The following is a 23,200-nucleotide window of genomic DNA, read 5'->3' as shown; positions in this document are numbered from 1 at the left end:
TCCTCTGAGATTCGAACCTCCCGGTCGCCCAACGCGTTGCCTTCCAAACCGGTTGCGCCGGCCTAAAGAGAGAAGGAAATAAGGATCAGCATGGCCAAGGTGGCGTGGATACTCGGCGGCGGATCGGGCATCGGGGCGGAAACCGCAAAGGCGCTTTCCGGGCGCGGCTGGACCGTCGCCGTCTCGGGCCGGCGCGAACAGCCGCTCGCCGCCCTTGCCGTCAGCCATGGCGCGCGCCCCTACCCGCTCGACGTCACCGACCTTGATGCCGTCCGCGCCACCGTCCCCCGCATCGTCGAGGATCTGGGCCGGATCGACCTGATGATCTTTTCGGTGGCCACCAAGCAGACCACCAAGACCGGGCAATACGGCTATGAGAGCTATGCCAGCGTCATCGACACCAATCTGCTCGGCGCCATGCGGGTCATCGATCCGGTCGTTACCCAGATGCGGCGCCAAGGTGGCGGCGAGATCGCGCTGGTCGCGTCGGTCGCGGGCTATTTCGGCCTGCCCCGCTCCGCTGCCTATTCCTCGGGCAAGGCGGCGATGATCGCGCTCGCCGAAACCATGCGAACCGAACTCGAACGCGACAACATCGCGGTGCGCCTCATCTCGCCGGGGTTCGTCAAAACCGACTTCACCGCACCCAACGATTTTCCAATGCCGTTTCTCATGGATGCCGAGGAGGCCGGCCGCCGGATCGCCGATGGGCTGCTCAATTCGAAAAGGTTCGAGATCGCCTTCCCGCGCCGCATGGTCTATCCGCTCAAGTTGATCGCCATGCTTCCCTACCCGCTGTTCTTCGCCATCATGAAGCGCCTCCTGCCACGCGGCAAAAGCTAAACCACTCGGTTTGACATCAACGCGCCGCGATGATATCAAACCATATGGTTTTGCTTTCCGATGCCCAGCTTGATACCGTCTTCCACGCGCTGTCCGACCCGACGCGCCGCGCCATGCTGCGCAGCCTCACGGCGCGCGAGCAGAGCCTTTCCGAACTCGCCGCGCCCTTTGCCATGAGCTTTCCGGCGGCGTCGAAACATGTGCGCGTTCTCGAGCAGGCCGGGCTGGTCCGCCGCCGGGTCGAGGGGCGCACGCATATCTGCTCGCTCGAGGCCAAGCCGCTCGCCGCCGCCACTGATTGGCTGAGCTTTTACCAGACCTATTGGAGCGAGAAGTTCGACGCGCTCGATGCGATCTTTACGGCCGAACTCAAAGGAGAATGACCATGGCCAAGTCCGTTACGCCGTTCCTCATGTTCGAGGGCAAGGCCCAGGAGGCGCTGGATCTCTATATGCGCGTCCTGCCCAATTCCGAGGTCGTCTCAATGCAGAAATACGGTCCCGAAGGGCCCGGCCCGGAGGGCACCATCATGCACGCCATCGTTACCCTGGTCGGCCAGCAAGTGATGGTGTCCGACAGCCACGTCCAGCACGCCTTCACCTTCACCCCTTCGATCTCGTTCTGGGTCGAATGCAATGACGAGGCCGAGCTCGAACGGCTCTTCGACGAACTCGGTAAAGGCGGTCAGGTCTATATGCCGCTCGACCATTACGGCTTTTCCACCCGCTTCGGCTGGGTCGGCGACCGCTTCGGCGTCACCTGGCAGCTCAACCTCGCGTGATGCCCATGTCCGATCTCCCCGACCGCTTCCTGCGCATGACCCGCCGCTTCAAGGCACCCATCGAGCGCGTCTATCAGGCCTGGCTCGATCCCAACGTCACTCGGAAATGGCTGTTCACCTCGCCAGCCAGCGACTCCAACGAAACCCGGATTCACGCCCATGTCGGTGGCAAGTGGACGGTGACCGATGTGCGCGAAGGCGTCTCCTACACCGCCGAGGGCGAGTATCTCGAACTCGATCCTCCCCACCGCATCGTCTTCACCTTCGGCATGATGCAGTTCTCACCCGATTTCGACACCATCACCGTCGAGCTCTCCCAGGACGACAATGAAACGGTGATGGTCTTCACCCAATCAGGCGTCGGCATCGCCGAGGAATTGGCTAATCTGCCGGCCAAGCCCGAGGAGACCAGCGAATATGGCTGGAACCTCATGTTCATCGCCCTGGCACAGGCTGTAGAGACCTAGCGAATGGGGCGGCATCTCTGCCGCCCGTTTTCAATCGGTGACCACCTCGGAGCGTTCGATTAGCGCCGTCAATTCCTCGAGTTCGGCGGTATAGGCGGCATAGGTCCTGATCCACCACGCTGGCCAATCGCCTACCTGCCCGGCCCCGACGCCGGCGATCAGATCGGCGAGCGGCTGGGCTTCCACCGCCTCACGTATCGAGGACCCACGGCGGTCGTCGAGGAGCAGCACGTCCGCGGGATAGGTGTCGGCGTTCTCCCAGCTCAAGACGCCCCAATATTCGCCTTCGGGCGCCTCGGGCTCCACCATGTTGACGCCCCAGCGCTGGAAGTCCTGCAATTCCGCGCCGCCAGCGGGAGCGGCGACATAAAGATTGTCCGCATCGATCGAAGCGGCCATGACCTTGAGCCCAGGCTTGGCTTCCGCCGCTGCAGCAAGCGCGGCGCGCGCGATTTCGAACGCGTCGCGCTGCGCTTCGATTTCGGGTGCGTCCAGATCGGCTCCCAACGCCTCGGCCAGCGTGCCGTAATCTTCGATAAGCCCAATCGCGGAATCGCCCTGCAGAACGCCGACGATGGGGGCGACAGCGGCAAACCTACCCTCGGGATGCATTTCCTCCCCGCCGCTGTAATCGCCCGTGCGCGGCCAATATTCGGTGACGATCAGGTCCGGATCGAGCGCCAGAAGCGCTTCGGGCTGCAATTGGTTGTAGGGCGTGCGGATCACCTCGATCCCTTCGAGATCGAATTCGGCATAGCTCTTTTCCGAAGTGCTCTCGTCAGTGAAAATGCCGACCGGCTCGATTCCGAACTGCATCAGTCCGGCCGCCGAGGACGAGAACGCCACGATCCGCTCGGGTGGGTTAGGCAGGGTAATCGTGCTCCCTGCGCCGTCCGTGAAGGTCCACTCCTGCGCCATTGCCGCGCCGGAAAAAGAAAGACCCGCAACTACTAAGGCCGAAAACTTCGCAAAACGATTCATTGTGCGGTTTCCTGTTCGAGCGTTTCGGCAAGGCGTGGCACGAAGCGGTCCATTACCCAGGGAAGCGAGAGGGCCGAGGGCGCGGACAACGCCATGGCATAGGAGAGATCGATCAGCGGCACGTAATGCCCCTCGGCCACGGGCCGCCAGCGGGCAAACAGCGGATTGGCCAGAAGCGTATCCACCGTTTCCCGGTCGTTGTACCAGGCGATAAACACATCGGCGTCGATGCTGTCGAGGTTTTCGTAGCTGATCTTGGTCGTGTAGCTGTCAGCCGGCAGCTCATGGAGCGCTTCGGCTGGCACCAATCCCAAATCGGATAGCAAAAGCACGCGCGGATCGTGCGGCAGGTAGACGTTCATACCCGCTCCGTCGACGCCGAGCCCGCCGCCGAACGCGAAGGTTTTGCCCTCGATTATCGGATATTGCTCGGCATAGCCCTGGAGCAAATCCCGCATATCGGCGATCAGAGCCTGGGCCGCGTCTTCGCGCCCCAGCACCGTGCCGGCGGTTTCGATGATCTCCTGCCAATCGCCCCTCCAGGGAATATCCTTGAAAGGCACGGTGGGCGCAATCGCCGACAGCCGCTCGTATTCCTCCTGGCTATAGCCGCTATAGGGCACGAAGATCAGATCGGGCGCGTAGGTCAGCAACTCCTCGAAAGGCACGCCATCGGTCGTGTTGATGGTGGGCGGCAAGTCTTCGCCACGTTCGGCGTAAGCGTCCTTGATCCAGGGCAGGTAGCCGTTCTCGTCGCCGCCCCAGATCTGGTGCTGGATGGCGACAGGGCTTTCGCCAAGAGCGATGATCGCCTCCTGGCTCATCCAGCTCAACGTCACGATGCGTTCGGGAAACTCTTCGATCACCGTCTCGCCAAAGGCGTGTTCGACGGTAACCGGATAGCTGTCCTCTGCCCATGCGGGCGCCAGGGCCAGGGCAGTTGCCGCAAGGGCGCCTGCAAAACTCCTCCACATCGGGATGGTCCTCTTCGTTCTACGGTGTGTCGGGGGCGGGGTGCGGGATCGAGCCGCGCGGAATGACCATGGGCGTTTTCGCCAACGGGTCATCGATGATGATGCAGGGCAGCCCGAAGACCTCCTCGACCAGTTCGGCGGTGATGATGTCCGCCGGCGCGCCCTCGGCCACGATCTGCCCGTCGCGCATCGCGATGATGTGGCTGGCATAGCGGCAGGCGTGGTTGAGGTCGTGCAGCACCGCCACCACCGTATGTCCCTCGCGCTGGTTGAGCACCCGCAGCAATTCGAGCAGCTCGATCTGGTGGGCGATATCGAGATAGGTGGTGGGTTCGTCCAGCAGCAGCATGGGCGTCTGCTGGGCCAGCACCATGGCCACCCAAACCCGCTGGCGCTGCCCGCCGGAAAGCTCGTCCACCAGCCGGTGCGAAAGCGGGGTGATCCTGGTCGCTTCCATGGCGTCCATCACCGCCTTCTCGTCTTCCACCGACCATTGGCGGATGAACTTCTGGTGCGGGTAACGGCCCCGCGCCACGAGATCGGCCACCGTGATCCCCTCTGGCGCGATGGAGGTCTGCGGCAACAGCCCCAGCCGCCGGGCCACTTCCTTGGCCGGATATTGCGAGATGGCCTTGCCGTCGAGCATCACTTCGCCCGCCGAGGGGCGGATCAGCCGCGAGAGAGCACGCAGCAGGGTCGATTTCCCGCAGGCATTGGCGCCCACGATCACCGTGAACCCCTTGTCGGGGATTTCCACTGACAGGTCGGTCGAGATCACCCGCTGGTCGTAGCCGATCGTCGCCTTCTGTGCCGCAAGACGCGTGGGCGCGGTTACGATGGCGGGATCGAAATGCTGGTTCATCTTGGCATCCCCTGTCATTGCCGCCGGGCTTCCCGCACCAGCAGCCAGACGAAATAAAGCCCCCCGATCGAGACGGTGACCACGCCGACGGGCAGTTGCGTGGGCGCGAACATGCGCTGCGCCAGAAGATCGGCGACGGCCAGCAGCAATGCTCCCATGGCCGCCGATGGCAGCATGGCAACGCCCGCCGCCCCGGTCACCCGCCTCGCGATCTGGGGCGCGGCCAGCGCCACGAAAGCGATCGGCCCGGCTACGGCGGTGGCCGTCGCGGTCAGCGCCACCCCGAGCAGCAGCAGCGTCAGCCGCACCGGTTCGACCATCACCCCCAATGCGCGCGCCGCATCGTCCCCCATTTCGAGCTGTTTCATCGGCCGGCCGAGAATAAAGGCGGCGGGGATGAAGATCCCCAGAACCAGCAAGGTCGGCCAAAGCTTGTCGAGGCCCAGCCCATTGAGCGAACCGGCGCCCCACACCGCCGCCGCCATGGCGACTTCGAGATCGGCGCGCAGCATCAGCCATGTGTTGAGCGAGGAGAGCATGGCACTCATCCCAATACCGACGATGATCAGCCGGAAGCCCTCGACGCCGCGCCGCCAGGCGAGCAGATAGACCGCCAGCGCCGTCACCACGCCGCCGAGCAGCGCGCCCCCGGCAATCTGGTAGTAATTGCCCGAAAACCCGATGATGACGATCAGCGCGCCGGTATATGCGCCCGAATTGAATCCGATCACATCGGGGCTGCCCAGCGGGTTGCGGGTCAGCGATTGGAAGATCGCCCCGCTCAATCCCAGCGCCGCGCCGAGCAGCAGCGCCAGCACCGAGCGCGGCAGCCGCCATTCGACCACCACCATATGCACCCGCGCCTCGGCCTGCCCGATCAGCGCGGAAAACACGTCGGTCACCGGCACGGGATATTCCCCGCTCGAAAGCGCGATCAGCGTCACGAGGATCGCCAGGGCAACCATGATCGAAACGAGAAAGATGACCCGCGTATCGAGCCTGATCGTCAGCCTGCCGTCGAGCAGGCGCAGGACCCGGGTGGGACGTCCGAAATCGATGGCGCTCATAGCCCGCTCACCTTGCGCCGCCGCGCCAGAAGGATCAGCACCGGCGCCCCCACGAAAGCGGTGACGATCGCCACCTGGATTTCCCCCGGCCGCATGATGATGCGCCCGACGATATCGGAGACCAGCAGCAGCACCGGCGCCAGCACCACGGTATAGGCAAAAATCCAGCGCTGGTCCGGTCCCACGATCCAGCGGGCCACATGGGGTACCATCAGCCCGACGAACCCGATCGGCCCCGCCGCCGCCGTCGCGCCGCCGGCCAATAGCGTCACCGCGACGACCACGACGACCCGCACGCGCAGGATATTGGCGCCCAGCGACTTGGCCAGATCGTCCCCCAGCGCCACGGCATTGAGCGGCCGCGCCACGATGCCCGCCAGCACCAGCCCGACGATCACGAAGGGCGCCACGGTGATCACTGCATCATAGCTGCCCCCGCTCAGGGCACCGGCTTCCCAATGGCGCATGCGGTCGAAGGCGCTGGGATTGAGCAGCGTGAGCGCCGTGGAAACGCCACCGAGAATCGCCCCGATCGCGACGCCCGCCAGCGTCAGCGAGATCGGCGTCGCGCCGCCCCGCCCCGCCGAGCCGACGATATAGACCACGATTGTCGTTACGATCGCTCCAAGGAACGCAAACCAGATGTAGGCGTCGAGCGAGGTGAACCCCAGATACCCAACCGCGATCAGAACGAAGAAACTCGCCCCCGCATTGACCCCCAGAATGCCCGGATCGGCCAAGGGATTGCGCGTCAGCGCCTGGATCAGCGCCCCGGCGATGCCCAGCGCCGCGCCGACCAGCAGCCCCAGCACGGTGCGCGGCAGGCGCAGCGACTGGATGATGGCGTGATCGTTGCTGTCGTCATAGGCAAACAGCGCGTCGATAACCGTTGGCAGCGGGATATCGCGCGAGCCGACCGCGACCGACAAGAGCGCCACCAGCGCCAGAACGCCAATCGCCAGCAACAGCCCGCTGAGCCGGCGCGCATTGGTCGCGGCGACTCCGGGCCGGCGCGCGGCTTGTGCTTGTTCGGCGATGGCGGTCACAGGGCCTTGTCTCCGGCACGAGGCTCACGGATTGGCGGATGATCCTAGCTATATTTTATGATTTGGTCAGTCAAGTTACTGCCAGCTTCGATCTCTCTTGCAGCCCGCAAAAAAGCGCAGCGGCGTGCGGCAGCGCAGCGGCGCCCCATGGCCCAAGCACCTCACACTCTGTTGATCGCGCCGCGCGGCTTTGTTCCATTTTTTGGATTTTCATCAATCATCCGGAAACTGTTTGGCGAGAAAAGCTTGAGGCCAAAGGGCGAGTTCTGGAGTTTGTAATGCGTAAGACCATGTTCGCTGCGGCCGTTTTGGCGGCCATTTCCGTAGGCCAGGCCAGCGCGGCCGACGCGCTGGGGACGACCGCGCCCTACGGGCCCTATGGGCCCACAGGCATGAGCCAGGGCGGTTTCGGCGGCTTTTATGCCGGCGGCAATGTCGGATATGGCCGGGGCGAGTACTCGGATAGAACCGGCGATACCGAGATCGGCGGTTTTATGGGCGGCGCGCAGGCCGGCTTTAACGCCGATCTCGGCGGTCTGGTCGTCGGCGTCGAGGGCGATTACCAGCTTTCGGACGTAAAATTCGATGAAACCCGCCCTGTCGGTGATAACTACAACGCCGGCCTCAACCACTACGGCACGGTGCGCGGCCGCGCCGGCATCGATATCGGCGGCATCATGCCCTATGCCACAGGCGGCGTCGCCTTCGGCGACATCGGCTACCAGTATGAGAACGCGGCCGGCCAAACCGTCTCGGAATCCGAATATGGCTGGGGCATTGCCGCCGGCGCGGGCATCGAAGCCATGACGGCCGGCAACCTCTCGCTCAAGGCCGAGTATCTTTATGTCGGCTTTGGCGAATACGATCTTGGCGGCGACACGGTGGATGCAAACGCCCACACCACCCGCGTTGGCGTCAACTTCCACTTCTGATCGAACCGGATCGGCCATTCAACGACGAATGGCCGATCCTATCCCGGCACCGCCGCGTCGATGATCCGCAGTTGCACGGTTTCGCGTCCCTGCCAGTGGTCGATATTGAGCGTGCCGGCGACATGCAGCCGCTGCCCGTCCCGCGCCTTGAGCAGCGCATCGCCCAGCGGGCTCCCCGCCGCGCGGAAGGCGATGGCCTTCAGATTGGCCCCATCCCCCGAACTCACCGTGCAGCGCACATGTCCGCCCGCTCCCACCACGTCGGCGAAGCGGATCTGGTGGGCGGGAAAGGCAAAGACCGGCGTGGGATTGCCCGCCCCGAATGGCCCGGCGCGCTCGAACTCATGCACGAAATCGGGATGGGCACCCCGCGCCGTCAGCGCCGCGTCGATCTTGATCCCATCCCCGGCCTTGGCTGCCATCACATCGTCGGCCAGCGTGTCGTTGAGATAGGCCCGAAACGGCCCCAACTGCCCCGGCCCGAGGGTCACGCCCGCCGCCATGGCATGCCCGCCACCCTTGGTGATGATCCCGCCGCGCACCGCATCGACCACCGCCGCACCCAAATCCACCCGCGGCACCGAGCGCCCCGATCCCGTCCCACCGCCATCGGGGCCGAGCGCAATGGCAAAGGCGGGCCGGTCGAACCGTTCCTTGAGCCGGGCAGCAACGAGCCCCACAATTCCCTGGTGCCATTCCGAGGATGCGGTCACCAGCACCGAGGGCCCCGGCCCTTCGCCGATCTCGAGTTCGGCCGCAGCCACGGCCTGTTCCACCGCCGCAACTTCTATCCGCTGCCGTTCGGCGTTGAGTTCGTCGAGCCGCTGGGCGATCGCCAGCGCCTCATATTCATCGTCGCCGGCCAGGAGCCGCGCGCCCAGTCCCGCATCCCCGATCCGCCCGCCGGCATTGATCCGCGGCCCGAGCAGGAAACCGAGATGGTAGGCATTGACCGGCCCCGAAACCCGCGCCGCGATGGCAAGGCTCGAAAGCCCCACATTGCCGCCGGCCCGCATCACTTCTATGCCGCGCACCACGAAGGCCCGGTTGAGCCCCTTTAGGGGCACCACGTCGCACACCGTCGCCAATGCCACGAGGTCCAGCCATTTCATCAGGTCGGGGAGGCCGCCCTGCCCGCGCTCGCGCAGGATGCGGCTGGTGGCGACCAGCACCATGAACGCCACGCCCGTCGCGCACAGATAGCCGAGCCCGGATATGTCGTCGCGGCGGTTGGGATTGACCAGCGCGTTTGCGTTGGGCAACTCGTCGGGCGCCAGGTGATGGTCGACGATCAGCACGTCCACCCCGCGCCCTCGCGCATGGGCGATCGGACCGTGGCTGGCCGTGCCACAGTCGAGCGTCATCACCAGGGTGGCGCCCTGCTCGATCAGCCCGTCGATCGCTGCATTGTTGGGCCCGTAACCCTCGAATATGCGGTCCGGGATATGGGTGGGCGGGTTGAGCCCGAAATGGCGCAGATAGCGCACCATCAGCGCGACGGAACAGGCGCCATCGACATCATAGTCCCCGAACAGCCCGACCGTCTCCCGCCTCTCGATGGCGTCGGCCAGCCTTGCGGCCAGCGCGTCCATGTCGGCCAGCGTTGAAGGGTCGGGCATCAGCGCGCGTATGGTGGGGGTGATGAAGTCTTCCGCCGCCTCCACCGCCACGCCGCGTCCGGCCACGATCCGCGCCAGGATTTCCGATAACCCCGTCTGCTGGCTGATGGCGCCCGCCATGCGGGCGGCGGCGGGGTCGAGCCTGTCGAGCCATCGCCGGCCGCAGACCGATCTTTCAACGTTGAGAAAGGCTGGGATCGTGGGCATCATGGCCCTACCTATAGACGCTGCGCGCGGCGGATCGATAGTCCGCCCGCGCCGATTTGCACGTCATTTACGCGCCTTTCCCGCATTTCATCCGTCCACCCGACACCTTGCTCCAGGCTCGGAACATCGATCCGGGCTGACCGTTTCTATCAAGGGCACAAGACCGCCCGTTTATTGTTCGAGGGATTGACCATGACCGCTAAACTGCTTTTGCCCTTTGCCCTGATTTCGGCCCTTGCCCTTGCCGCCTGCGAGGAGCGCGCCGGCGCGCCCGACGTTCCCAATCCCGATGCCGGCGATCCGGAAGCCTTTGCCGAACCGGCCGAGGAAAACGAGGAGCCCACGAGCGAGGAGGTCATGTCGCCCGCAGAACTCCAGCAGCGCCGCGAAGAGATCGAGCAGGACGCGCAGCAGACCTTCGAAACCATCATGGAAGACACTGAGCAGGCGGGCGATAACCTCATGCAGCTCGGCGACGACGCCATGAATGCGCTGAGCGAAGGCATCACCTCCACCACCAATGCGCTCGAAGTCCAGATCGACGCCCTGGTCGCCAGCGCCGCCGAGCTGCGCGACGAGAACATGACCAAATCCCAAAAGCTCGAAATCGTCGCCAACGTCCGCAACGCCGCCGAACAGGCCGCCCGCGCCCTGGGCCAATCCGAAGCCGAAATCACCGCCGCCGGCGACAACGCCGAAGAGCGGGCGCGGGAAGTGCTGGGAGTGCAAACGCCATAGGTTCGCGCAGGGCGAAGCTACCCCGAAGATCATCGGCATCACCGCCAGTGCCGGCGCTCCTGCCCGCCGTCGCCGGGCACCGGCCCCTCGCGTCCTATCGCGTGTTAGCGGCCTCGGGTCCTGCCGGAACGTCATTCCTGCCGAAAAGTTAATGGTCGAGCGCAAAGCTCATGGCAAACCGTTCGAGGAGGAACGACATGACCATCAAATCTCTTGTCTCACCTATCGCACTTGCGGCAGCCGCCACTCTGGCCCTGAGTTCCGCATCCTTTGCCCAGACCATGGTAGGCGATCAGCAGGTCAGTGACGAAGACCTGCCGGTGGTGACCGAGCATTGCACGATGCTCGCTGAAGAAGGCGCGGCCGCTGGTGCCGAAGCCGACGCTGCTGCTGGAGCCGACGGTGGTGCTGCCGGTGGCGCCGGAGCGGAAGCCGGTGGCGAGGCTGGAGCCGATGCAGGAGCAGACGCAGGCGCGGCGGCTGGCGGAGTCGATGCCGCGGCGGGCGCCGGAGCAGTCGGCGAGACGGCCGCGGACGCCGCGGCGGGTGATGACATGGCCGCTGACGGAGCCGCCGCGGGCGGCGATGCCGCAGCCGCCGGAGATGCAGCAGCCTCGATCGATCTTGAGGCAATCACCCTCGAAGACTGCCAAGCCGCTGGCTTGGTTGAATAAGGCGAAAAACCAGCACAAGCAGAGAGGGATGGCCGCCCGAGCTCTGGCGGCCATTTTTATTGGAAAACCCCACTACCCGCACAAATAGGTCGGCTTACAGACATACCGTATAGCATAGGTCTATTCGCGATTTCCTGAAGGAACGAAGATGATGAACCGTGGTTGATTTATGCTGCCCACGAAATAGGCAGCATTGTTCTTGAAAGGAACGCACATGGCCAACCAGGACAAGCGTGGAAGCCACGAACAAAACGGTCGGTCTGGCCAGCAAGGCCAGAAGGACAAAGAAACCCAGCAGGGCCGCGGTCGTGACGACGATAACAAAGGCCGCGATGGAATGCAGGACAACAAAGGGGGTCAGCGCCGCTGATCAACTGCGTCCTTGGAGGGTCGCCCTCGACCCTCCTTTACCTTTGCAGGAGCAACGTCCGCTTGAGCCGTTTAGGTGCTCTACCCAAGACCTGCTCTTCGGCTATTCCATGTGTCCGAGCCGCCGCCACCCATAGGCCAATTCCATCAATCGGGCTTCTGGCCGAACCTCCTCCCTCTCTCCCACAACCTCCCCGCCCAGCCGCGCGTAAAACGCTCGTGCGGCGCGGTTTTCGCGCAGCACCCATAGGGCTGCCGCCGCATGGTCCCGCCCGGCAAGTTCGGCCGCCATGTGCCGCATCATCGCCGTGCCGATGCCCTGGCGCTGATGGGATTGCAGCAGGTAGAGAGCGCTGATCTCGGCATCAAAGCCCAGAGTCCTCAAACCGGCGTCGCGCTGGCCGCCGCACGATGCGAAGCCGACGATGCGCTCGCCGTCACATGCGACGCAAACCGAGGTTCCACCCGCGTGCGGATCTGCGAGTATCCGCCTCCATCGTGCCTCCCGATCCGCAACAGAAAGAGCCGCCAGAATCCCCTCGGGCACCAGCCCCGTATAGGTCTCTTTCCACGCTGCGACGTGCACGGCGGCAATGCCGCCGACATCGGCAACAGAAGCGTCTCGCAATGTCACCACGCTCGAGTCCATGGACCTCCCCCACCGCGACCCAGAATCCACGCTCGCGCGCCAATGTGTTCGCCCCCACAACAAATGCTTACACTCGGGGGCGAATCACTGCAAACCGCCGGCGTTCCGTTCAGAAGCCGACGCATGCGTTCCCATTTTGCCCGCTACATCGCCCGCCACGAGCCGCGCAAGGATTGGCGCGTTCATTTCCGCTCCGCCCTCGCCGCGGGGCTGGCGGTGATGCTGATCGGCTGGCTGTCGGTCAAGACCGGCCTGCCGCTGCTGCTGGCGCCGCTCGGGCCGACCGCGATGCTGATCTTCGGCCAGCCGGCCTCGGCGGGCGCCCAGCCGATCAATATTTTCGCCGGCTATCTGATCGGCACGATCTTTGCGGTGCTTGTCGTTTGGATCCTGCCCGATTCGTGGTGGCTGGCGACGCTCGGGGTCGGCTTTGCGATGCTGGTCATGCTCGTGCTGCGGGTGACGCATCCGCCGGCGGTGGCGGTGCCGCTGCTGGTTCACGCCACGCCGGTCGATCCGCTCACGCTTTTCGCAGTGCTGTTTTTCGCCTGCACGCTGCTGGTGGGCCTGGGCGTCGTTCTGCACCGCCTGCCGCCGCGCCAGCGCTACCCTCTGCCGCTTAGCGACCAGACCTCACGCTAACTCTCCCGCCGATGCTCGGCGGTAATCCAGCGTATCGTGTGGCTCCAGGAGCGCATCACCACGCTCGAGGTGACGACCCGGCGCGGCAAAAGCTTTACGCCACGCAACAGACTCCCGTCGGTAACCCCCGTTGCAGCGAATAGCACGTTGCCGCGGACCATGTCCTCGGCGCAAAGTTTGGCGTCACCGATCCCCAGTTCGCGGGCCGCCGCCTTCTTGTCGGCCGTATCGAGGATCAGCCGTCCCTGCATCTGCCCGCCCATGCAGCGGATCGCCGCCGCCGCCAGCACGCCCTCGGGCGCCCCGCCTGATCCCAGGTAGATGTCGATGCCGGTATCGTCACTGTTGGCCGCATGGATCACGGCGGCGATGTCCCCATCGGGCAGCAGCTTCACCGCCACCCCGAGTTCACGCAATTGGGCGATGAGCCCCGCGTGACGCGGCCGGTCGAGCAGGCACGCCACGATATCGGACACCGCTACGCCCTTGGCCTCGGCCAGGGCGGTGATGTTTTCCGCCGGCGACTTGTCGAGGTCGACGATGCCATGCGGATAGCCCGGCCCGATGGCGATCTTTTCCATATAGGCGTCCGGCACGCGCAGCAGCCCGCCGCGTTCGGAAAACGCCATGACCGAAAGGGAATCGGCGAGGTTCTTGGCGCAGCCCGTAACCCCTTCCAGCGGATCGACGGCGACATCGATCTGCGGCCCATGACCCTTGCCGACCCCTTCGCCCAGCGCCAGCAGCGGAGCCCCCCTGCCCTCGCCGATCACCACCTGGCCTTCGATCTCGATGTCGTTGAGCGCGTTGTGCATGGCGATGACGGCGGCCTGGTCGGCCTCCATCTCGTCACCCTTGCCGCGCCAGCCCGCCGCCGCTATGGCCGCCCGCTCGGTGATCCGGGCGATCTCGAGCGTAAGATTGCGGCCGACGGCAGTCTCCTGAGATTGGTCCAACTAGAACTCCTCGATTCTTATCAGTTGTGGCTGACCAACAATGAACCCGTCGCTCGCGATCCGTGCCAGCGCTTCGCGCACCGCGCTTTCGATGGTTTCGTGGGTAATCAGCACCACCGTGCGCGAGGTCTCCTCCTCGACGCCGGGCTCGGAGGCGCGCAGGTCGGGCCGCTGGATCACGCTTTCGAGCGAGATGTTGCCTTCGCCCATGCGGGTGGCGATCGCCGCCAGCGCGCCAGGCACATCCCTTGCGTTGAGCCTTATATAATAGCCACCTTCATGAATGCGCATCGGCGCGCGCGCGCAGGGCGCCAGTTCCGAAGACGGCACCCCGAGCGGGGGCACCTGCGTGCCGCGCGCGATGTCGAGAATATCGGAAAGCACCGAAGCCGCCGTTGCCTCCCCACCCGCGCCGGGCCCGGCCAGCAGCAATTCCTGGACGTGATTGGTTTCCAGCGCCACGGCGTTGAGCACGCCGTCCACCCCGGCAATGGCGCTCGATTTCCGGACAAGCGTTGGATGCACGCGCTGCTCGATTCCCGTTTCCACCTTGCGGGCCATGCCCAGGAGCTTGATCTTGTATCCCAGATCGGCCGCCACTTTTATGTCGGCCTGGGTGATGCGCCAAATGCCTTCGACGAACACCTGATCGGCGGAAATCTCCGTCTCAAAGCAAAGGCTGGCAAGGATCGCGAGCTTATGGGCCGTATCGAACCCTTCGACGTCGAAGGTCGGATCAGCCTCCGCATAGCCGAGCGCCTGGGCGTCCTTCAAGCATTCCTCGAACGAGATTCCCTCATTGCCCATGCGGGTGAGGATGTAATTGCACGTCCCGTTCATGATGCCATAGACGCGCGTGATTGCGGCCGAGCCCAACCCCTCGCGCAGCGTCTTGATCACGGGAATGCCCCCGGCCACTGCCGCCTCGAACCCGAGTTGGGCATGGGCGTTCTCCGCCGCCCGCGCCAGGGCCACGCCGTGCCGGGCCAGCAGCGCCTTGTTGGCCGTCACCACCGGGCAGCCATTCTCCAGCGCTGCGGTCACCGACGCCAGTGCCGGCCCATCCTCACCGCCGATCAGCTCGACATAGAGATCGATTTCGCCCGACCGCGCCAGCGCGACGGGATCGTCGAACCATTTGAAGCCGGAAATATCCACCCCGCGATCACGCGACCGCGAGCGCGCGGAAACCGCCGAGACGACAATCCGCCGCCCCAGCTTGCGCGCGATGGCATCGCCATCCTCGGTCAAGATCCGGATCAGCGCGGCGCCCACCGTTCCCAGCCCGGCAATGCCCACCCGCAGCGGGCGCAAGTCCTCGCCCTCGCCGCTGGCAAAGCTTTGCATGGCACGGACGATCCGCTGCCGCGTCTCGCTGCGCGGCTCGCGGCCTTCGCGAAGGTCGAAGACGAAAAGAGGATCGCCGGCGATCTCGCGTCCGAACCGGGTCGGGGTCCAGCTCCGTTCCGAGATGAAGGTTTCAACCGATGATTTGAAGCTCTCGATGTCACTCATTGTACGCACGCCTATAGTTGCGCGCGCACATGAATAGGAAATCGCCTACGCGTCAAGAGCACGGTGGCGGCAAAGGCCGGATAGCCTTGTCGATCACCGGCACAATCGCCGATCTCAACCCATATATCGACAAATATGCGGGCCGAACCGGCGCAAATCCTATGATTGCGCCAGCTTCACCACATTGCCGCCGGTCGCCGTGCCGCCAAGAAACTTCTTGATGGCCCGCGCCGCCTGGCGGATGCGCTGCTCGTTTTCAACGAATGCAAGGCGCACATACTGGTCGCCATATTCGCCAAAGCCCACACCAGGCGCCACGGCAACGCCGGTCTCCTTGATCAAAAGCTTAGCAAATTCAAGGCTTCCCAGGTCCGCGAACTGGTCCGGGATCGGCGCCCAGGCGAACATCGTGGCGGCAGGAACCGGAATGTGCCACCCCGCCCGGCCGAAGCTTTCCACCATAACGTCGCGGCGGTGCTTGTAGATCGCGCGAACCTCTTCGATGCAGGAATCATCGCCGTTGAGCGCGGCAGCCGCGGCCACCTGGATGGGCGTGAACGCGCCATAGTCGAGATAGGATTTGACCCGCGCCAGAGCGGCGATAAGCCGTTCATTTCCCACGGCAAATCCCATGCGCCAGCCGGGCATGGAGAAGGTTTTGGACATCGAGGTGAACTCGACCGCCACATCCATCGCACCCGGAATTTCCAGCACCGAATGGGGCGGTTCGTCGTCGAAATAGATTTCGGAATAGGCAAGGTCCGAGAGGATGAAGATTTCATTCCTGCGGCAGTAGTCGACGACCTCGCGGTAGAAATCGAGCGAGGCGACGTAAGCGGTTGGATTGGCGGGATAATTGAGGATCAGCGCAATCGGCTTGGGGATCGAATGGCGCACCGCGCGGTCCAGCGAGCGCAGGAAATCTTCATTGGGGTCGGCCGGCATCGAGCGAACAACGCCGCCCGACATGATAAAGCCAAACGAATGGATCGGATAGGTCGGATTGGGCACCAGCACCACGTCGCCCGGCGCCGTGATCGCCTGCGCCATGTTGGCGAACCCCTCCTTGGAGCCCAAAGTGGCCACAACCTGGGTGTTGGGATCGAGCTTCACCCCGAATCGCCGGCCGTAATAGGAGGCCTGAGCCTTGCGCAGACCGGGGATTCCGCGCGACGTGGAATAGCGGTGCGTGCGCGGATCCTTGACGGTTTCCTTAAGCTTATCAACGATGTGCTGGGGGGTCGGCAGGTCCGGATTGCCCATTCCCAGATCGATGATGTCCACGCCCTCGGCGCGTGCCTTGGCCTTGATGGGATTGATGTGCTCGAACACATAAGGTGGCAAGCGGCGTATGCGGTGGAATTCTTCAGTCATGTTAGCCTCGTCAAGGAATCGCTCAACGATCCCAGTTAACCCGGCGCTCGGGCGCATCTAGGGCGCGGCGCACGGGGAAATGATTATCCCGATATCATGGTGTCTAAAGTGTGAACGGGGCGTCCGCTTCGAAATGAAAAGACCGGCCGCTCGCCGTGGTCTTTACCGGCCCTGTCGCTGCTCAAGGGAACAGCGGCAGAGCCTCGATAGCGGTTGCCTCGGGAAAGCCGAAGGCCACGTTGAAGTTCTGGATCGCCTGCCCCGCGCTGCCCTTGACGAGATTGTCGATGGCCGCGATCACGATCACGCGCCCGGGGATACGGTCGTCGAAGACGTTGATGACGCAATAGTTCGAGCCGCGCACATGCCCGGTCGAAGGCGTCTCGCCCTTTTCGCCGATGCGGATGAACTGCTCGTCGGCATAAGCGTCGCGCAGCACCTGCCGCACTTCATCGGCGTTCTTGCACTTGTCGAGCTTCACATGGGCGGTGACCAGCTCGCCACGGCTCATGGGAATCAGATGCGGGGTGAAGTTGACGGCCACCTTCTTGCCGGCGACGAGCCCGATCTCCTGCTCGATTTCCGGCGCGTGGCGGTGAACGCCGACGCCGTAAGGCGTCACGCTCTCGCCGGCCTCGGCCATAAGCGTGTTCTGCTTGGGCGCCCGCCCTGCCCCGGAAACGCCGGACTTGGCGTCGATGATCAGATCGTCGGTCGAGATCGCGCCGGCCTTGACCAGCGGCAGGAGCGCCAACAGCGTCGCCGTGGGATAGCAGCCGGGGCAGGCGATGATCCGGGCATCGCGGATCGCGTCGCGATTGTGCTCGGTCAGCCCATAGGCCGCCTGTTCCTGCAATTGCGGCGCGACATGGTCGGCGCCGTAGACCGGTCCGTAATCGGCGGCATTGCGAAAGCGGAAGTCCGCTCCCATATCGATGACACGCAAGGACGGGTTGCGCTCGGCAATGTCGGCCACAAGCTTCTGGCTCGCCCCGTGGGGGAGCCCGCAGAAGACGACGTCGACGCCGGAAAAATCCACATCCTCATTGGCGACAAGGTCGGGAAGCCCCGCCCCCGCCAGGTGAGGATAAACCGAGGACATGGGTTTGCCGGCATGGGTATTTGCGGTCAGCGCCACGAATTTGAGGCCGGGATGGCGCACGCCAAGTCGCAGCAGATCGGCTCCGGTGTATCCGGAAGCACCAAGAAGTGCGGCTGTCTTGGGCGGCTGCATCTGACTTGCCCTCGTTGTGCGATTGTGTAAATGAAACACGCGAGGGGTCCTCATAATGCCCTGTAGCGGCAAAGTAAATGACCCCGTTGCCTTCCGGCGCACCATGGCGCGCGCGGGCCGCGGCAAGGTATCGAGGTGAAGATGACAAAGCGCATTGCGATGGCCACTTTGGGCACGCAAGGTGACATTCAGCCTTACGTGGCCCTGGCAAGAGCGATGAAGGCTCAAGGCTATTCGGTGGTTCTGGGGGCGACCGACGATTTCGAGCCGATGATCTCGAGCTATGGCCTCGAGTTCTGGAGCCTCGGCCCCTCGATGCAGGAATTCGTCAAGCAGAGCCAGTTCGAGCGCGCCATGAACCAGAACCTGCTGGTCAACGCGCCCTCCCTGCTGCGCCAGGGCCAGAAGATCGTCGATCGCGCCGCGCGTTCGGCCTGGGACATGGCCCAGGGCGCCGACTGCATCATCCTCAACATGAATACGAGCTTTTCGATCGACATCGCCGAAGCGCTCGATATCCCGGCCATCGTTGCCGCGCTGCAGCCGCTCAATTCGACGAGTGAATTCCCGCTCTGCATCTATTACGGCCCCTCCTTCGGCAAGACCATAAACCGTCTTACCTATTCGACGATGACCGTGCAGCAGATCTACTACAATCTGCCGCGCAACAAGCTCAGGCGCGAGCTCATGAACCTGGGGCCGCGCCGGAATGGCGGGTTCTTCAAGGATACCGACGGCACCCCGCTCTGGACCCTCAACGCCTATTCCGAGATCGTTTCCCCGCGTCCGCGCGACTGGCCGAAGACCTCCATCGTCACCGGCTACTGGATGCTGCCCGACAACAGCGGCTGGCAGCCGAGCGAGGAGTTCAAGACCTTCCTCGAAAACGGTCCGCCGCCCATCTATGTGGGCTTCGGGTCCATGCCGTTCGGCGCCGACCGCAACACCGATATCCTGCGCGAAGCGCTCACCATGTGGAATGGCCGCGTTGTGGTGGGCCGAGGCTGGGGCGGCATCAAGCCCGACGATCTCCCCTCGGATCGGGTGTACGTGATCGACCGCGCCCCCCACGACCAGCTCTTCAAGCACGTCAAGGCCGTGGTCCATCACGGGGGCGCCGGCACCACGGCTGCCGGCCTGCATCTGGGCCGTCCGACCTTCATCGTGCCGCAGATGGTCGACCAGCCCTATTGGGGCGGCCGCGTGCACGAACTGGGTTGCGGTCCCAAGCCGGTGCGCCGCCGCAAGCTCACCGCAGAAGCCCTCGCCGATGCACTCACCCAGCTCGACACCAACGAAAACTACGCCCGCAACGCCGAACGGATCGGCGAGCAGCTTCGCGCCGAGGACGGCGCCGGCAAGGCGATCAAGGTCATCGAACGCGTGATGGCCAATTATCAGCCGCGCAGCGAACGAAAACGGGCCTGAAGCTCAGGCCCGCCAATGCGCTAGGCGAGAGCTCTAAAGTTCTGCCTCATAAACGAACATCACCGAATCTTCGTCGTCGGGGATGAAATAGGCGCGAATCCCGTTCTCGGTGGTTTCGAGGAAAAACGGGTTCTGGCTCATTGGGCGGCCCGCCGGGCTCCACAATGCGACCGGCACCTGATGCACCGGGCGGTCATCTTCCAGATTGACGATCTCCAGCCCACCCAGGCCAAAGCTCGGCGCATCGTTGGGGGGCGTGAATGAGCTGACACCCGAACAGATCATTTCCTGGCCGGCCAGATAGTGGCAGTCCTGATAATCCACATAGAACGCGCTGTTCATCGTCGCCTCGTCCAGCGGCACGGCATCGGTCATCTCGACCTCATCGATCGAAGCCAGATCGAAATCATAAAAGCGGCGCGAACCCCAGCTCACCGCATGCAGGCTGCCGGATTCAAGGTTGTGGACGATGCCACCCAAATGGTCACGGAAGCGGAAAACTTCTTCGGCTTCAAAGGTTTCGGGGTCGACGCGGTAGACGATCGAAGCGCTGTCGGGGCGGTATTCGGCCACCGGCACCCAGATGGCTTCGCCATCGAAATCGATGCCGCCAGGGTGGTAGATGTCCCCTTCGCCCAGTTCAACCTCGTCGAGCAATTCGCCTTCTGCGCTGAACCGGTAGAGCCATCCCCTGCCCTCGCCGGCATCGCGGTCATAACCGTCCTGAGGCGTATCGTAGCGCTGGGTGCGGGTGATGATTTCGACGGTCGAGACGATGAAATCGTCACCGATCCGGTACATGCCCTGGGGATGGTGGGTGTTGAAGTTCAAAGGCACTTCATCCACCAGCGTCCAGGTGGTCGAACGCGTCAGGCCTTTAATCGCGTCCGAAAGGTCGTTGGAAATCGCGGGGCTGGCGGCAAGGGCCAGCGCAGCGGTGAGAGCAATCGAGAGCGGCCGCAAAACAGATCTCCTATGGAAAAGGGGGCGCCACCTAGGTGACGCCCCCTTCTTAGCCCCTCGATATGACACGCCGACTACTCAGGCGCGCAGGCGATATCCGGTGCGGAAAATCCAGGCGATGATGCCCAGCGCGATCGCCATGAAAACCAACGTCATGGCCAGGCTGATGCCGACATTGACGTCGGCTACGCCATAAAAACTCCAGCGGAAACCGCTCACCAGATAGACCACCGGATTGAACAGAGCGATGGTCTGCCAGGCCTCGGGCAGCATGGTGATGGAATAGAAAGTGCCCCCGAGGAACGCCAGGGGGGTGACGATCAGCAGCGGAATAAGCTGAAGCTTTTCAAATCCGTCGGCCCAGATGCCGATGATGAAGCCAATCAGCGAGAAGGTAACCGCGGTCAGCACCATGAAGACGACCATCCACACCGGATGCTGGATGGAAACATCAACGAATAAGGTCGCGGTCGCGAGGATGATCAGTGCCAGGATGATTGATTTGGTCGCCGCGGCACCCACAAAGGCGATGACGGTTTCCACATGCGAGATGGGCGCCGAGAGGATTTCATAGACGGTGCCCGCGAATTTGGGAAAGTAGATGCCGAACGAGGCGTTCGAAAGCGATTGCTGCAACAGCGAAAGCATGATCAGCCCCGGCACGATGAAGGCGGCATAAGAGACGCCTTCCACCGACTCGATGCGTGAGCCGATCGCGGCGCCGAACACCACGAAATAGAGCGATGTCGAGAGCACCGGCGAAATGATCGACTGGGTAACGGTCCGCCACCACCGGGCCATTTCGAAATGGTAGATGGCCTTGATCGCGTAGTAGTTCATGTCCGGTCCCTCAGAAGGCCGATAAAGATATCCTCGAGCGAGGACTGACGGGTCGAAAGGTCCTTGATCCTGATCCCCTGCTCATTGACGGCGGCAATCAGGCTGGCGATGCCGGTGCGGTCGGCTTGGCTGTCATAGCTGTAGATCAGCTCTTCGCCGTTTTCAGCCAGGGTTAGCCCGGTTCCGGCCAATGCGGCAGGAAGGGTTTCAAGCGGCTCCTGGAGCTGGATCGAAAGATCCTTCTTGCCGAGCTTGGCCATGAGCTCGGACTTTTCCTCCACCAGGATGATCTCTCCCTTGGAGATCACGCCGATGCGGTCGGCCATCTCCTCGGCTTCTTCGATGTAATGGGTGGTCAGGATTATGGTCACGCCTTTTTCGCGCAGATCGCGAACCACGTTCCACATGTCGCGGCGCAGTTCCACGTCGACGCCGGCGGTGGGCTCGTCGAGGAACAGCACCTTGGGCTCGTGACTGAGCGCCTTGGCGATCAACACCCGGCGCTTCATGCCGCCGGAAAGGGTAATGAGCTTGTCGTTGCGCTTTTCCCAGAGCGAAAGATCGCGGAGGATTTTTTCGATCACCGCGTCGTTGCGCGGCTTGCCGAACAGGCCGCGCGTGAAGCTCACCGTCGCCCAGACCGTCTCGAAACGGTCGCCCGTCAACTCCTGGGGCACGAGACCGATCATGGCGCGGGTCTTGCGGAACTCGGTGACCACGTCATGGCCGCCGACCAGGATCTGGCCCGATGTCGGCCGCACAAGACCGCAGATCGTGCCGATCAGCGTGGTCTTTCCAGCGCCGTTCGGACCGAGCAGCGCGAAGATTTCGCCTGATTTGATGTCGAGATTGACGTCCTTGAGGGCGGTAAAGCCCGTGTCATAGGTCTTGTTGAGACCCGAAATCGCGACGGCCGGCTTGGCAGTCACAGATTGCATGTTCATGGAATCGCCCTCCGGCTAGAGCCGTCAATGTAGGGAGCGATTTCGCAAAGACTACCCCTTGGAAACAAAAAAGCCCGCCGAAGCGGGCTTTCTCGAAAAACGGTCCGAAACGCCTTAGCGCTTGGAGAACTGGAAGGAGCGGCGAGCCTTGGCCCGGCCGTACTTCTTACGCTCGACCACACGGCTGTCTCGAGTGAGGAACCCACCGGGCTTGAGCACCGCGCGCAGGGCCGGCTCGTAGCGGGTCAACGCCAGCGAGATACCGTGACGGATGGCACCGGCCTGGCCGGAAAGGCCGCCGCCGGCAACGGTCGCAACAATATCGAACTGGTCCACGCGCTCAGCGGCCACGATCGGCTGCTGCAGGATCATCTGGAGAACCGGGCGCGCGAAATAGTCCGTGAACTCCTTGCCATTGACGGTGATCTTGCCCGAACCGGGCTTGACCCACACGCGGGCAACGGCGTCCTTGCGCTTGCCGGTGGCATAGGCGCGGCCCTGGGCGTCGACCTGCTGGGTGTAGACCGGCGCGTCATTGACGGCAGTGCCGGTTGCGGTGCCCAGGTCTTCGAGGGAATTGATGGTCTCGGACATGATTACTTCACCCTCACATTCTTGGTGTTGAGCGCGGCAACATCGAGGGCTTCGGGCTGCTGGGCGGTATGGGGATGCTCGGTGCCGGCGTAAACGCGCAGGTTCTTGAGCTGGGCACGGGTCAGCGGACCACCGGGCATCATGCGGCGCACGGCATTCTCGACGACGCGCTCGGGAAAGCGTCCCTCGAGCAGTTCGCGCATGGTGCGGTCCTTGATGCCGCCGGGATAGCCGGTGTGCCAGTAGAAGCGCTTGTCATCGAGCTTCTTGCCGGTGAACTTCACCTTGTCGGCATTGATGACGATGACGTTGTCGCCCATGTCCTGGTTGGGGGTGAAGGTCGGCAGGTGCTTGCCGCGCAGACGGGTCGCGATGATCGCGGCCAGACGGCCAACGACGAGACCTTCCGCGTCGATCAAAACCCACTTCTTCTCGATCTCGCCAGCCTTGGCCGAGTAGGTTTTCATTGTCGGGTTCCTTATTGGATATCTCTTGCGAGAA

General features: G+C 63.6%; 26 protein-coding genes. 10 read left to right on the top strand and 16 right to left on the bottom strand.

Going from position 1 to position 23,200, the window contains the following annotated elements; all coding sequences use genetic code 11:
* The first annotated feature begins 90 nt into the window (after positions 1-90).
* Genes NO932_RS08275 through NO932_RS08260 form a run of 4 tightly spaced genes read left to right on the top strand, consistent with a single transcriptional unit; the run spans position 91 to position 2,091 of the window.
* The gene (locus NO932_RS08275; RefSeq protein WP_309210697.1) at positions 91-843 is read left to right on the top strand and encodes an SDR family NAD(P)-dependent oxidoreductase; all 753 of its coding nucleotides are present in this window, start codon (positions 91-93) and stop codon (positions 841-843) included.
* Between the two features lie 44 nt (positions 844-887).
* Complete coding sequence (locus tag NO932_RS08270) at positions 888-1,226, top strand: metalloregulator ArsR/SmtB family transcription factor (RefSeq protein ID WP_309210695.1); 339 nt, start codon at positions 888-890, stop codon at positions 1,224-1,226.
* A gap of 2 nt (positions 1,227-1,228) precedes the next feature.
* A complete protein-coding gene (locus NO932_RS08265) occupies positions 1,229-1,624 on the top strand; it encodes a VOC family protein (RefSeq protein ID WP_309210694.1) in 396 nt (131 codons plus the stop codon).
* Positions 1,625-1,629: 5 nt separating this feature from the next.
* The gene (locus NO932_RS08260) at positions 1,630-2,091 is read left to right on the top strand and encodes an SRPBCC family protein (RefSeq protein WP_309210693.1); all 462 of its coding nucleotides are present in this window, start codon (positions 1,630-1,632) and stop codon (positions 2,089-2,091) included.
* A 30-nt stretch (positions 2,092-2,121) separates the two neighbouring features.
* Here the strand turns inward: NO932_RS08260 and NO932_RS08255 are convergent, their stop codons facing one another.
* Genes NO932_RS08255 through NO932_RS08235 form a run of 5 tightly spaced genes read right to left on the bottom strand, consistent with a single transcriptional unit; the run spans position 2,122 to position 7,021 of the window.
* Positions 2,122-3,072, bottom strand: coding sequence for an ABC transporter substrate-binding protein (locus tag NO932_RS08255; RefSeq protein WP_309210692.1), 951 nt, complete (start codon positions 3,070-3,072; stop codon positions 2,122-2,124).
* Positions 3,069-4,046: an iron-siderophore ABC transporter substrate-binding protein gene (locus tag NO932_RS08250; protein WP_309210691.1), complete on the bottom strand. Its 978-nt coding sequence runs from the start codon at positions 4,044-4,046 to the stop codon at positions 3,069-3,071. Before NO932_RS08250 ends, NO932_RS08255 begins: the two co-directional genes overlap by 4 nt.
* A 19-nt stretch (positions 4,047-4,065) precedes the next feature.
* Positions 4,066-4,926, bottom strand: a complete 861-nt coding sequence (locus NO932_RS08245; RefSeq protein WP_309210690.1) for an ABC transporter ATP-binding protein — start codon at positions 4,924-4,926, stop codon at positions 4,066-4,068.
* Complete coding sequence (fepG, locus tag NO932_RS08240) at positions 4,923-5,975, bottom strand: iron-enterobactin ABC transporter permease (RefSeq protein WP_309210689.1); 1,053 nt, start codon at positions 5,973-5,975, stop codon at positions 4,923-4,925. The genes NO932_RS08245 and fepG overlap by 4 nt, the downstream gene beginning before the upstream one ends.
* Positions 5,972-7,021 (bottom strand): iron chelate uptake ABC transporter family permease subunit, encoded by a 1,050-nt coding sequence (locus NO932_RS08235; RefSeq protein ID WP_309210688.1) that lies wholly within the window; start codon positions 7,019-7,021, stop codon positions 5,972-5,974. The genes fepG and NO932_RS08235 overlap by 4 nt, the downstream gene beginning before the upstream one ends.
* Positions 7,022-7,299: 278 nt before the next feature.
* Here NO932_RS08235 and NO932_RS08230 point away from each other — a divergent pair, with 278 nt between their 5' ends.
* Entirely contained in the window at positions 7,300-7,953 is a 654-nt protein-coding gene (locus NO932_RS08230) for an outer membrane beta-barrel protein (RefSeq protein WP_309210687.1), read from the top strand.
* Between the two features lie 38 nt (positions 7,954-7,991).
* Here the strand turns inward: NO932_RS08230 and recJ are convergent, their stop codons facing one another.
* Positions 7,992-9,782, bottom strand: coding sequence for a single-stranded-DNA-specific exonuclease RecJ (gene recJ, locus NO932_RS08225; protein WP_309210686.1), 1,791 nt, complete (start codon positions 9,780-9,782; stop codon positions 7,992-7,994).
* Between the two features lie 189 nt (positions 9,783-9,971).
* Between recJ and NO932_RS08220 the strand changes: the two genes are divergently transcribed.
* From NO932_RS08220 to NO932_RS08210, 3 genes are all read left to right on the top strand, one after another.
* Complete coding sequence (locus tag NO932_RS08220) at positions 9,972-10,517, top strand: hypothetical protein (protein ID WP_309210685.1); 546 nt, start codon at positions 9,972-9,974, stop codon at positions 10,515-10,517.
* 197 nt (positions 10,518-10,714) lie between these two features.
* Positions 10,715-11,191, top strand: coding sequence for a hypothetical protein (locus NO932_RS08215; RefSeq protein WP_309210684.1), 477 nt, complete (start codon positions 10,715-10,717; stop codon positions 11,189-11,191).
* Between the two features lie 214 nt (positions 11,192-11,405).
* A complete protein-coding gene (locus NO932_RS08210; protein ID WP_309161499.1) occupies positions 11,406-11,561 on the top strand; it encodes a hypothetical protein in 156 nt (51 codons plus the stop codon).
* A gap of 102 nt (positions 11,562-11,663) precedes the next feature.
* Here NO932_RS08210 and NO932_RS08205 read toward each other — a convergent pair whose 3' ends face one another.
* Positions 11,664-12,209: a GNAT family N-acetyltransferase gene (locus NO932_RS08205; protein WP_309210683.1), complete on the bottom strand. Its 546-nt coding sequence runs from the start codon at positions 12,207-12,209 to the stop codon at positions 11,664-11,666.
* A 123-nt stretch (positions 12,210-12,332) separates the two neighbouring features.
* Between NO932_RS08205 and NO932_RS08200 the strand changes: the two genes are divergently transcribed.
* Positions 12,333-12,851 carry an HPP family protein gene (locus tag NO932_RS08200; RefSeq protein WP_309210682.1) on the top strand — a complete coding sequence of 173 codons (519 nt, stop codon included), beginning with the start codon at positions 12,333-12,335 and terminating at the stop codon, positions 12,849-12,851.
* On the opposite strand, the gene glpX is transcribed toward NO932_RS08200, so the two are convergent.
* The 4 genes from glpX to argC form a co-directional block, all read right to left on the bottom strand.
* Positions 12,848-13,807: a class II fructose-bisphosphatase gene (gene glpX, locus NO932_RS08195; protein WP_309210681.1), complete on the bottom strand. Its 960-nt coding sequence runs from the start codon at positions 13,805-13,807 to the stop codon at positions 12,848-12,850. The genes NO932_RS08200 and glpX overlap by 4 nt on opposite strands.
* Positions 13,808-15,154 (bottom strand): homoserine dehydrogenase, encoded by a 1,347-nt coding sequence (locus tag NO932_RS08190; protein ID WP_309211004.1) that lies wholly within the window; start codon positions 15,152-15,154, stop codon positions 13,808-13,810.
* A 327-nt stretch (positions 15,155-15,481) separates the two neighbouring features.
* Positions 15,482-16,696: an LL-diaminopimelate aminotransferase gene (locus NO932_RS08185; RefSeq protein WP_309210679.1), complete on the bottom strand. Its 1,215-nt coding sequence runs from the start codon at positions 16,694-16,696 to the stop codon at positions 15,482-15,484.
* 181 nt (positions 16,697-16,877) lie between these two features.
* Positions 16,878-17,930: an N-acetyl-gamma-glutamyl-phosphate reductase gene (argC, locus tag NO932_RS08180; protein WP_309210678.1), complete on the bottom strand. Its 1,053-nt coding sequence runs from the start codon at positions 17,928-17,930 to the stop codon at positions 16,878-16,880.
* Between the two features lie 141 nt (positions 17,931-18,071).
* On the opposite strand from argC, the gene NO932_RS08175 reads away from it, so the two are divergent.
* On the top strand, positions 18,072-19,358 hold the full coding sequence (locus tag NO932_RS08175) for a glycosyltransferase (protein WP_309210677.1): 1,287 nt from the start codon (positions 18,072-18,074) through the stop codon (positions 19,356-19,358).
* Positions 19,359-19,391: 33 nt separating this feature from the next.
* On the opposite strand, the gene NO932_RS08170 is transcribed toward NO932_RS08175, so the two are convergent.
* The 5 genes from NO932_RS08170 to rplM form a co-directional block, all read right to left on the bottom strand.
* The gene (locus NO932_RS08170; RefSeq protein ID WP_309210676.1) at positions 19,392-20,321 is read right to left on the bottom strand and encodes a DUF6454 family protein; all 930 of its coding nucleotides are present in this window, start codon (positions 20,319-20,321) and stop codon (positions 19,392-19,394) included.
* Between the two features lie 78 nt (positions 20,322-20,399).
* A complete protein-coding gene (locus NO932_RS08165; protein ID WP_309161509.1) occupies positions 20,400-21,161 on the bottom strand; it encodes an ABC transporter permease in 762 nt (253 codons plus the stop codon).
* Entirely contained in the window at positions 21,158-22,105 is a 948-nt protein-coding gene (locus NO932_RS08160) for an ABC transporter ATP-binding protein (protein ID WP_309161510.1), read from the bottom strand. Before NO932_RS08160 ends, NO932_RS08165 begins: the two co-directional genes overlap by 4 nt.
* 114 nt (positions 22,106-22,219) lie before the next feature.
* On the bottom strand, positions 22,220-22,699 hold the full coding sequence (gene rpsI, locus NO932_RS08155) for a 30S ribosomal protein S9 (protein ID WP_309161511.1): 480 nt from the start codon (positions 22,697-22,699) through the stop codon (positions 22,220-22,222).
* A gap of 2 nt (positions 22,700-22,701) precedes the next feature.
* The gene (gene rplM / locus NO932_RS08150; protein ID WP_309210675.1) at positions 22,702-23,166 is read right to left on the bottom strand and encodes a 50S ribosomal protein L13; all 465 of its coding nucleotides are present in this window, start codon (positions 23,164-23,166) and stop codon (positions 22,702-22,704) included.
* Positions 23,167-23,200: the final 34 nt, after the last annotated feature.

The organism is Pelagibacterium sp. 26DY04 (genome assembly GCF_031202305.1).
GTDB lineage: Bacteria > Pseudomonadota > Alphaproteobacteria > Rhizobiales > Devosiaceae > Pelagibacterium.
This window is presented reverse-complemented; position numbering and strand designations above follow the sequence as displayed.

Bases quoted from the DNA above. Each gene is read 5' to 3' on its own strand.
- NO932_RS08275 (WP_309210697.1), top strand. From the start codon at position 91: ATGGCCAAGGTGGCGTGGATACTCGGCGGCGGATCGGGCATCGGGGCG.
- NO932_RS08270 (WP_309210695.1), top strand. From the start codon at position 888: ATGGTTTTGCTTTCCGATGCCCAGCTTGATACCGTCTTCCACGCGCTG.
- NO932_RS08265 (WP_309210694.1), top strand. From the start codon at position 1,229: ATGGCCAAGTCCGTTACGCCGTTCCTCATGTTCGAGGGCAAGGCCCAG.
- NO932_RS08260 (WP_309210693.1), top strand. From the start codon at position 1,630: ATGTCCGATCTCCCCGACCGCTTCCTGCGCATGACCCGCCGCTTCAAG.
- NO932_RS08255 (WP_309210692.1), bottom strand. From the start codon at position 3,072: ATGAATCGTTTTGCGAAGTTTTCGGCCTTAGTAGTTGCGGGTCTTTCT.
- NO932_RS08250 (WP_309210691.1), bottom strand. From the start codon at position 4,046: ATGTGGAGGAGTTTTGCAGGCGCCCTTGCGGCAACTGCCCTGGCCCTG.
- NO932_RS08245 (WP_309210690.1), bottom strand. From the start codon at position 4,926: ATGACAGGGGATGCCAAGATGAACCAGCATTTCGATCCCGCCATCGTA.
- fepG (WP_309210689.1), bottom strand. From the start codon at position 5,975: ATGAGCGCCATCGATTTCGGACGTCCCACCCGGGTCCTGCGCCTGCTC.
- NO932_RS08230 (WP_309210687.1), top strand. From the start codon at position 7,300: ATGCGTAAGACCATGTTCGCTGCGGCCGTTTTGGCGGCCATTTCCGTA.
- recJ (WP_309210686.1), bottom strand. From the start codon at position 9,782: ATGATGCCCACGATCCCAGCCTTTCTCAACGTTGAAAGATCGGTCTGC.
- NO932_RS08220 (WP_309210685.1), top strand. From the start codon at position 9,972: ATGACCGCTAAACTGCTTTTGCCCTTTGCCCTGATTTCGGCCCTTGCC.
- NO932_RS08215 (WP_309210684.1), top strand. From the start codon at position 10,715: ATGACCATCAAATCTCTTGTCTCACCTATCGCACTTGCGGCAGCCGCC.
- NO932_RS08210 (WP_309161499.1), top strand. From the start codon at position 11,406: ATGGCCAACCAGGACAAGCGTGGAAGCCACGAACAAAACGGTCGGTCT.
- NO932_RS08205 (WP_309210683.1), bottom strand. From the start codon at position 12,209: ATGGACTCGAGCGTGGTGACATTGCGAGACGCTTCTGTTGCCGATGTC.
- NO932_RS08200 (WP_309210682.1), top strand. From the start codon at position 12,333: ATGCGTTCCCATTTTGCCCGCTACATCGCCCGCCACGAGCCGCGCAAG.
- NO932_RS08190 (WP_309211004.1), bottom strand. From the start codon at position 15,154: ATGCAAAGCTTTGCCAGCGGCGAGGGCGAGGACTTGCGCCCGCTGCGG.
- NO932_RS08185 (WP_309210679.1), bottom strand. From the start codon at position 16,696: ATGACTGAAGAATTCCACCGCATACGCCGCTTGCCACCTTATGTGTTC.
- argC (WP_309210678.1), bottom strand. From the start codon at position 17,930: ATGCAGCCGCCCAAGACAGCCGCACTTCTTGGTGCTTCCGGATACACC.
- NO932_RS08175 (WP_309210677.1), top strand. From the start codon at position 18,072: ATGACAAAGCGCATTGCGATGGCCACTTTGGGCACGCAAGGTGACATT.
- NO932_RS08165 (WP_309161509.1), bottom strand. From the start codon at position 21,161: ATGAACTACTACGCGATCAAGGCCATCTACCATTTCGAAATGGCCCGG.
- NO932_RS08160 (WP_309161510.1), bottom strand. From the start codon at position 22,105: ATGAACATGCAATCTGTGACTGCCAAGCCGGCCGTCGCGATTTCGGGT.
- rpsI (WP_309161511.1), bottom strand. From the start codon at position 22,699: ATGTCCGAGACCATCAATTCCCTCGAAGACCTGGGCACCGCAACCGGC.
- rplM (WP_309210675.1), bottom strand. From the start codon at position 23,166: ATGAAAACCTACTCGGCCAAGGCTGGCGAGATCGAGAAGAAGTGGGTT.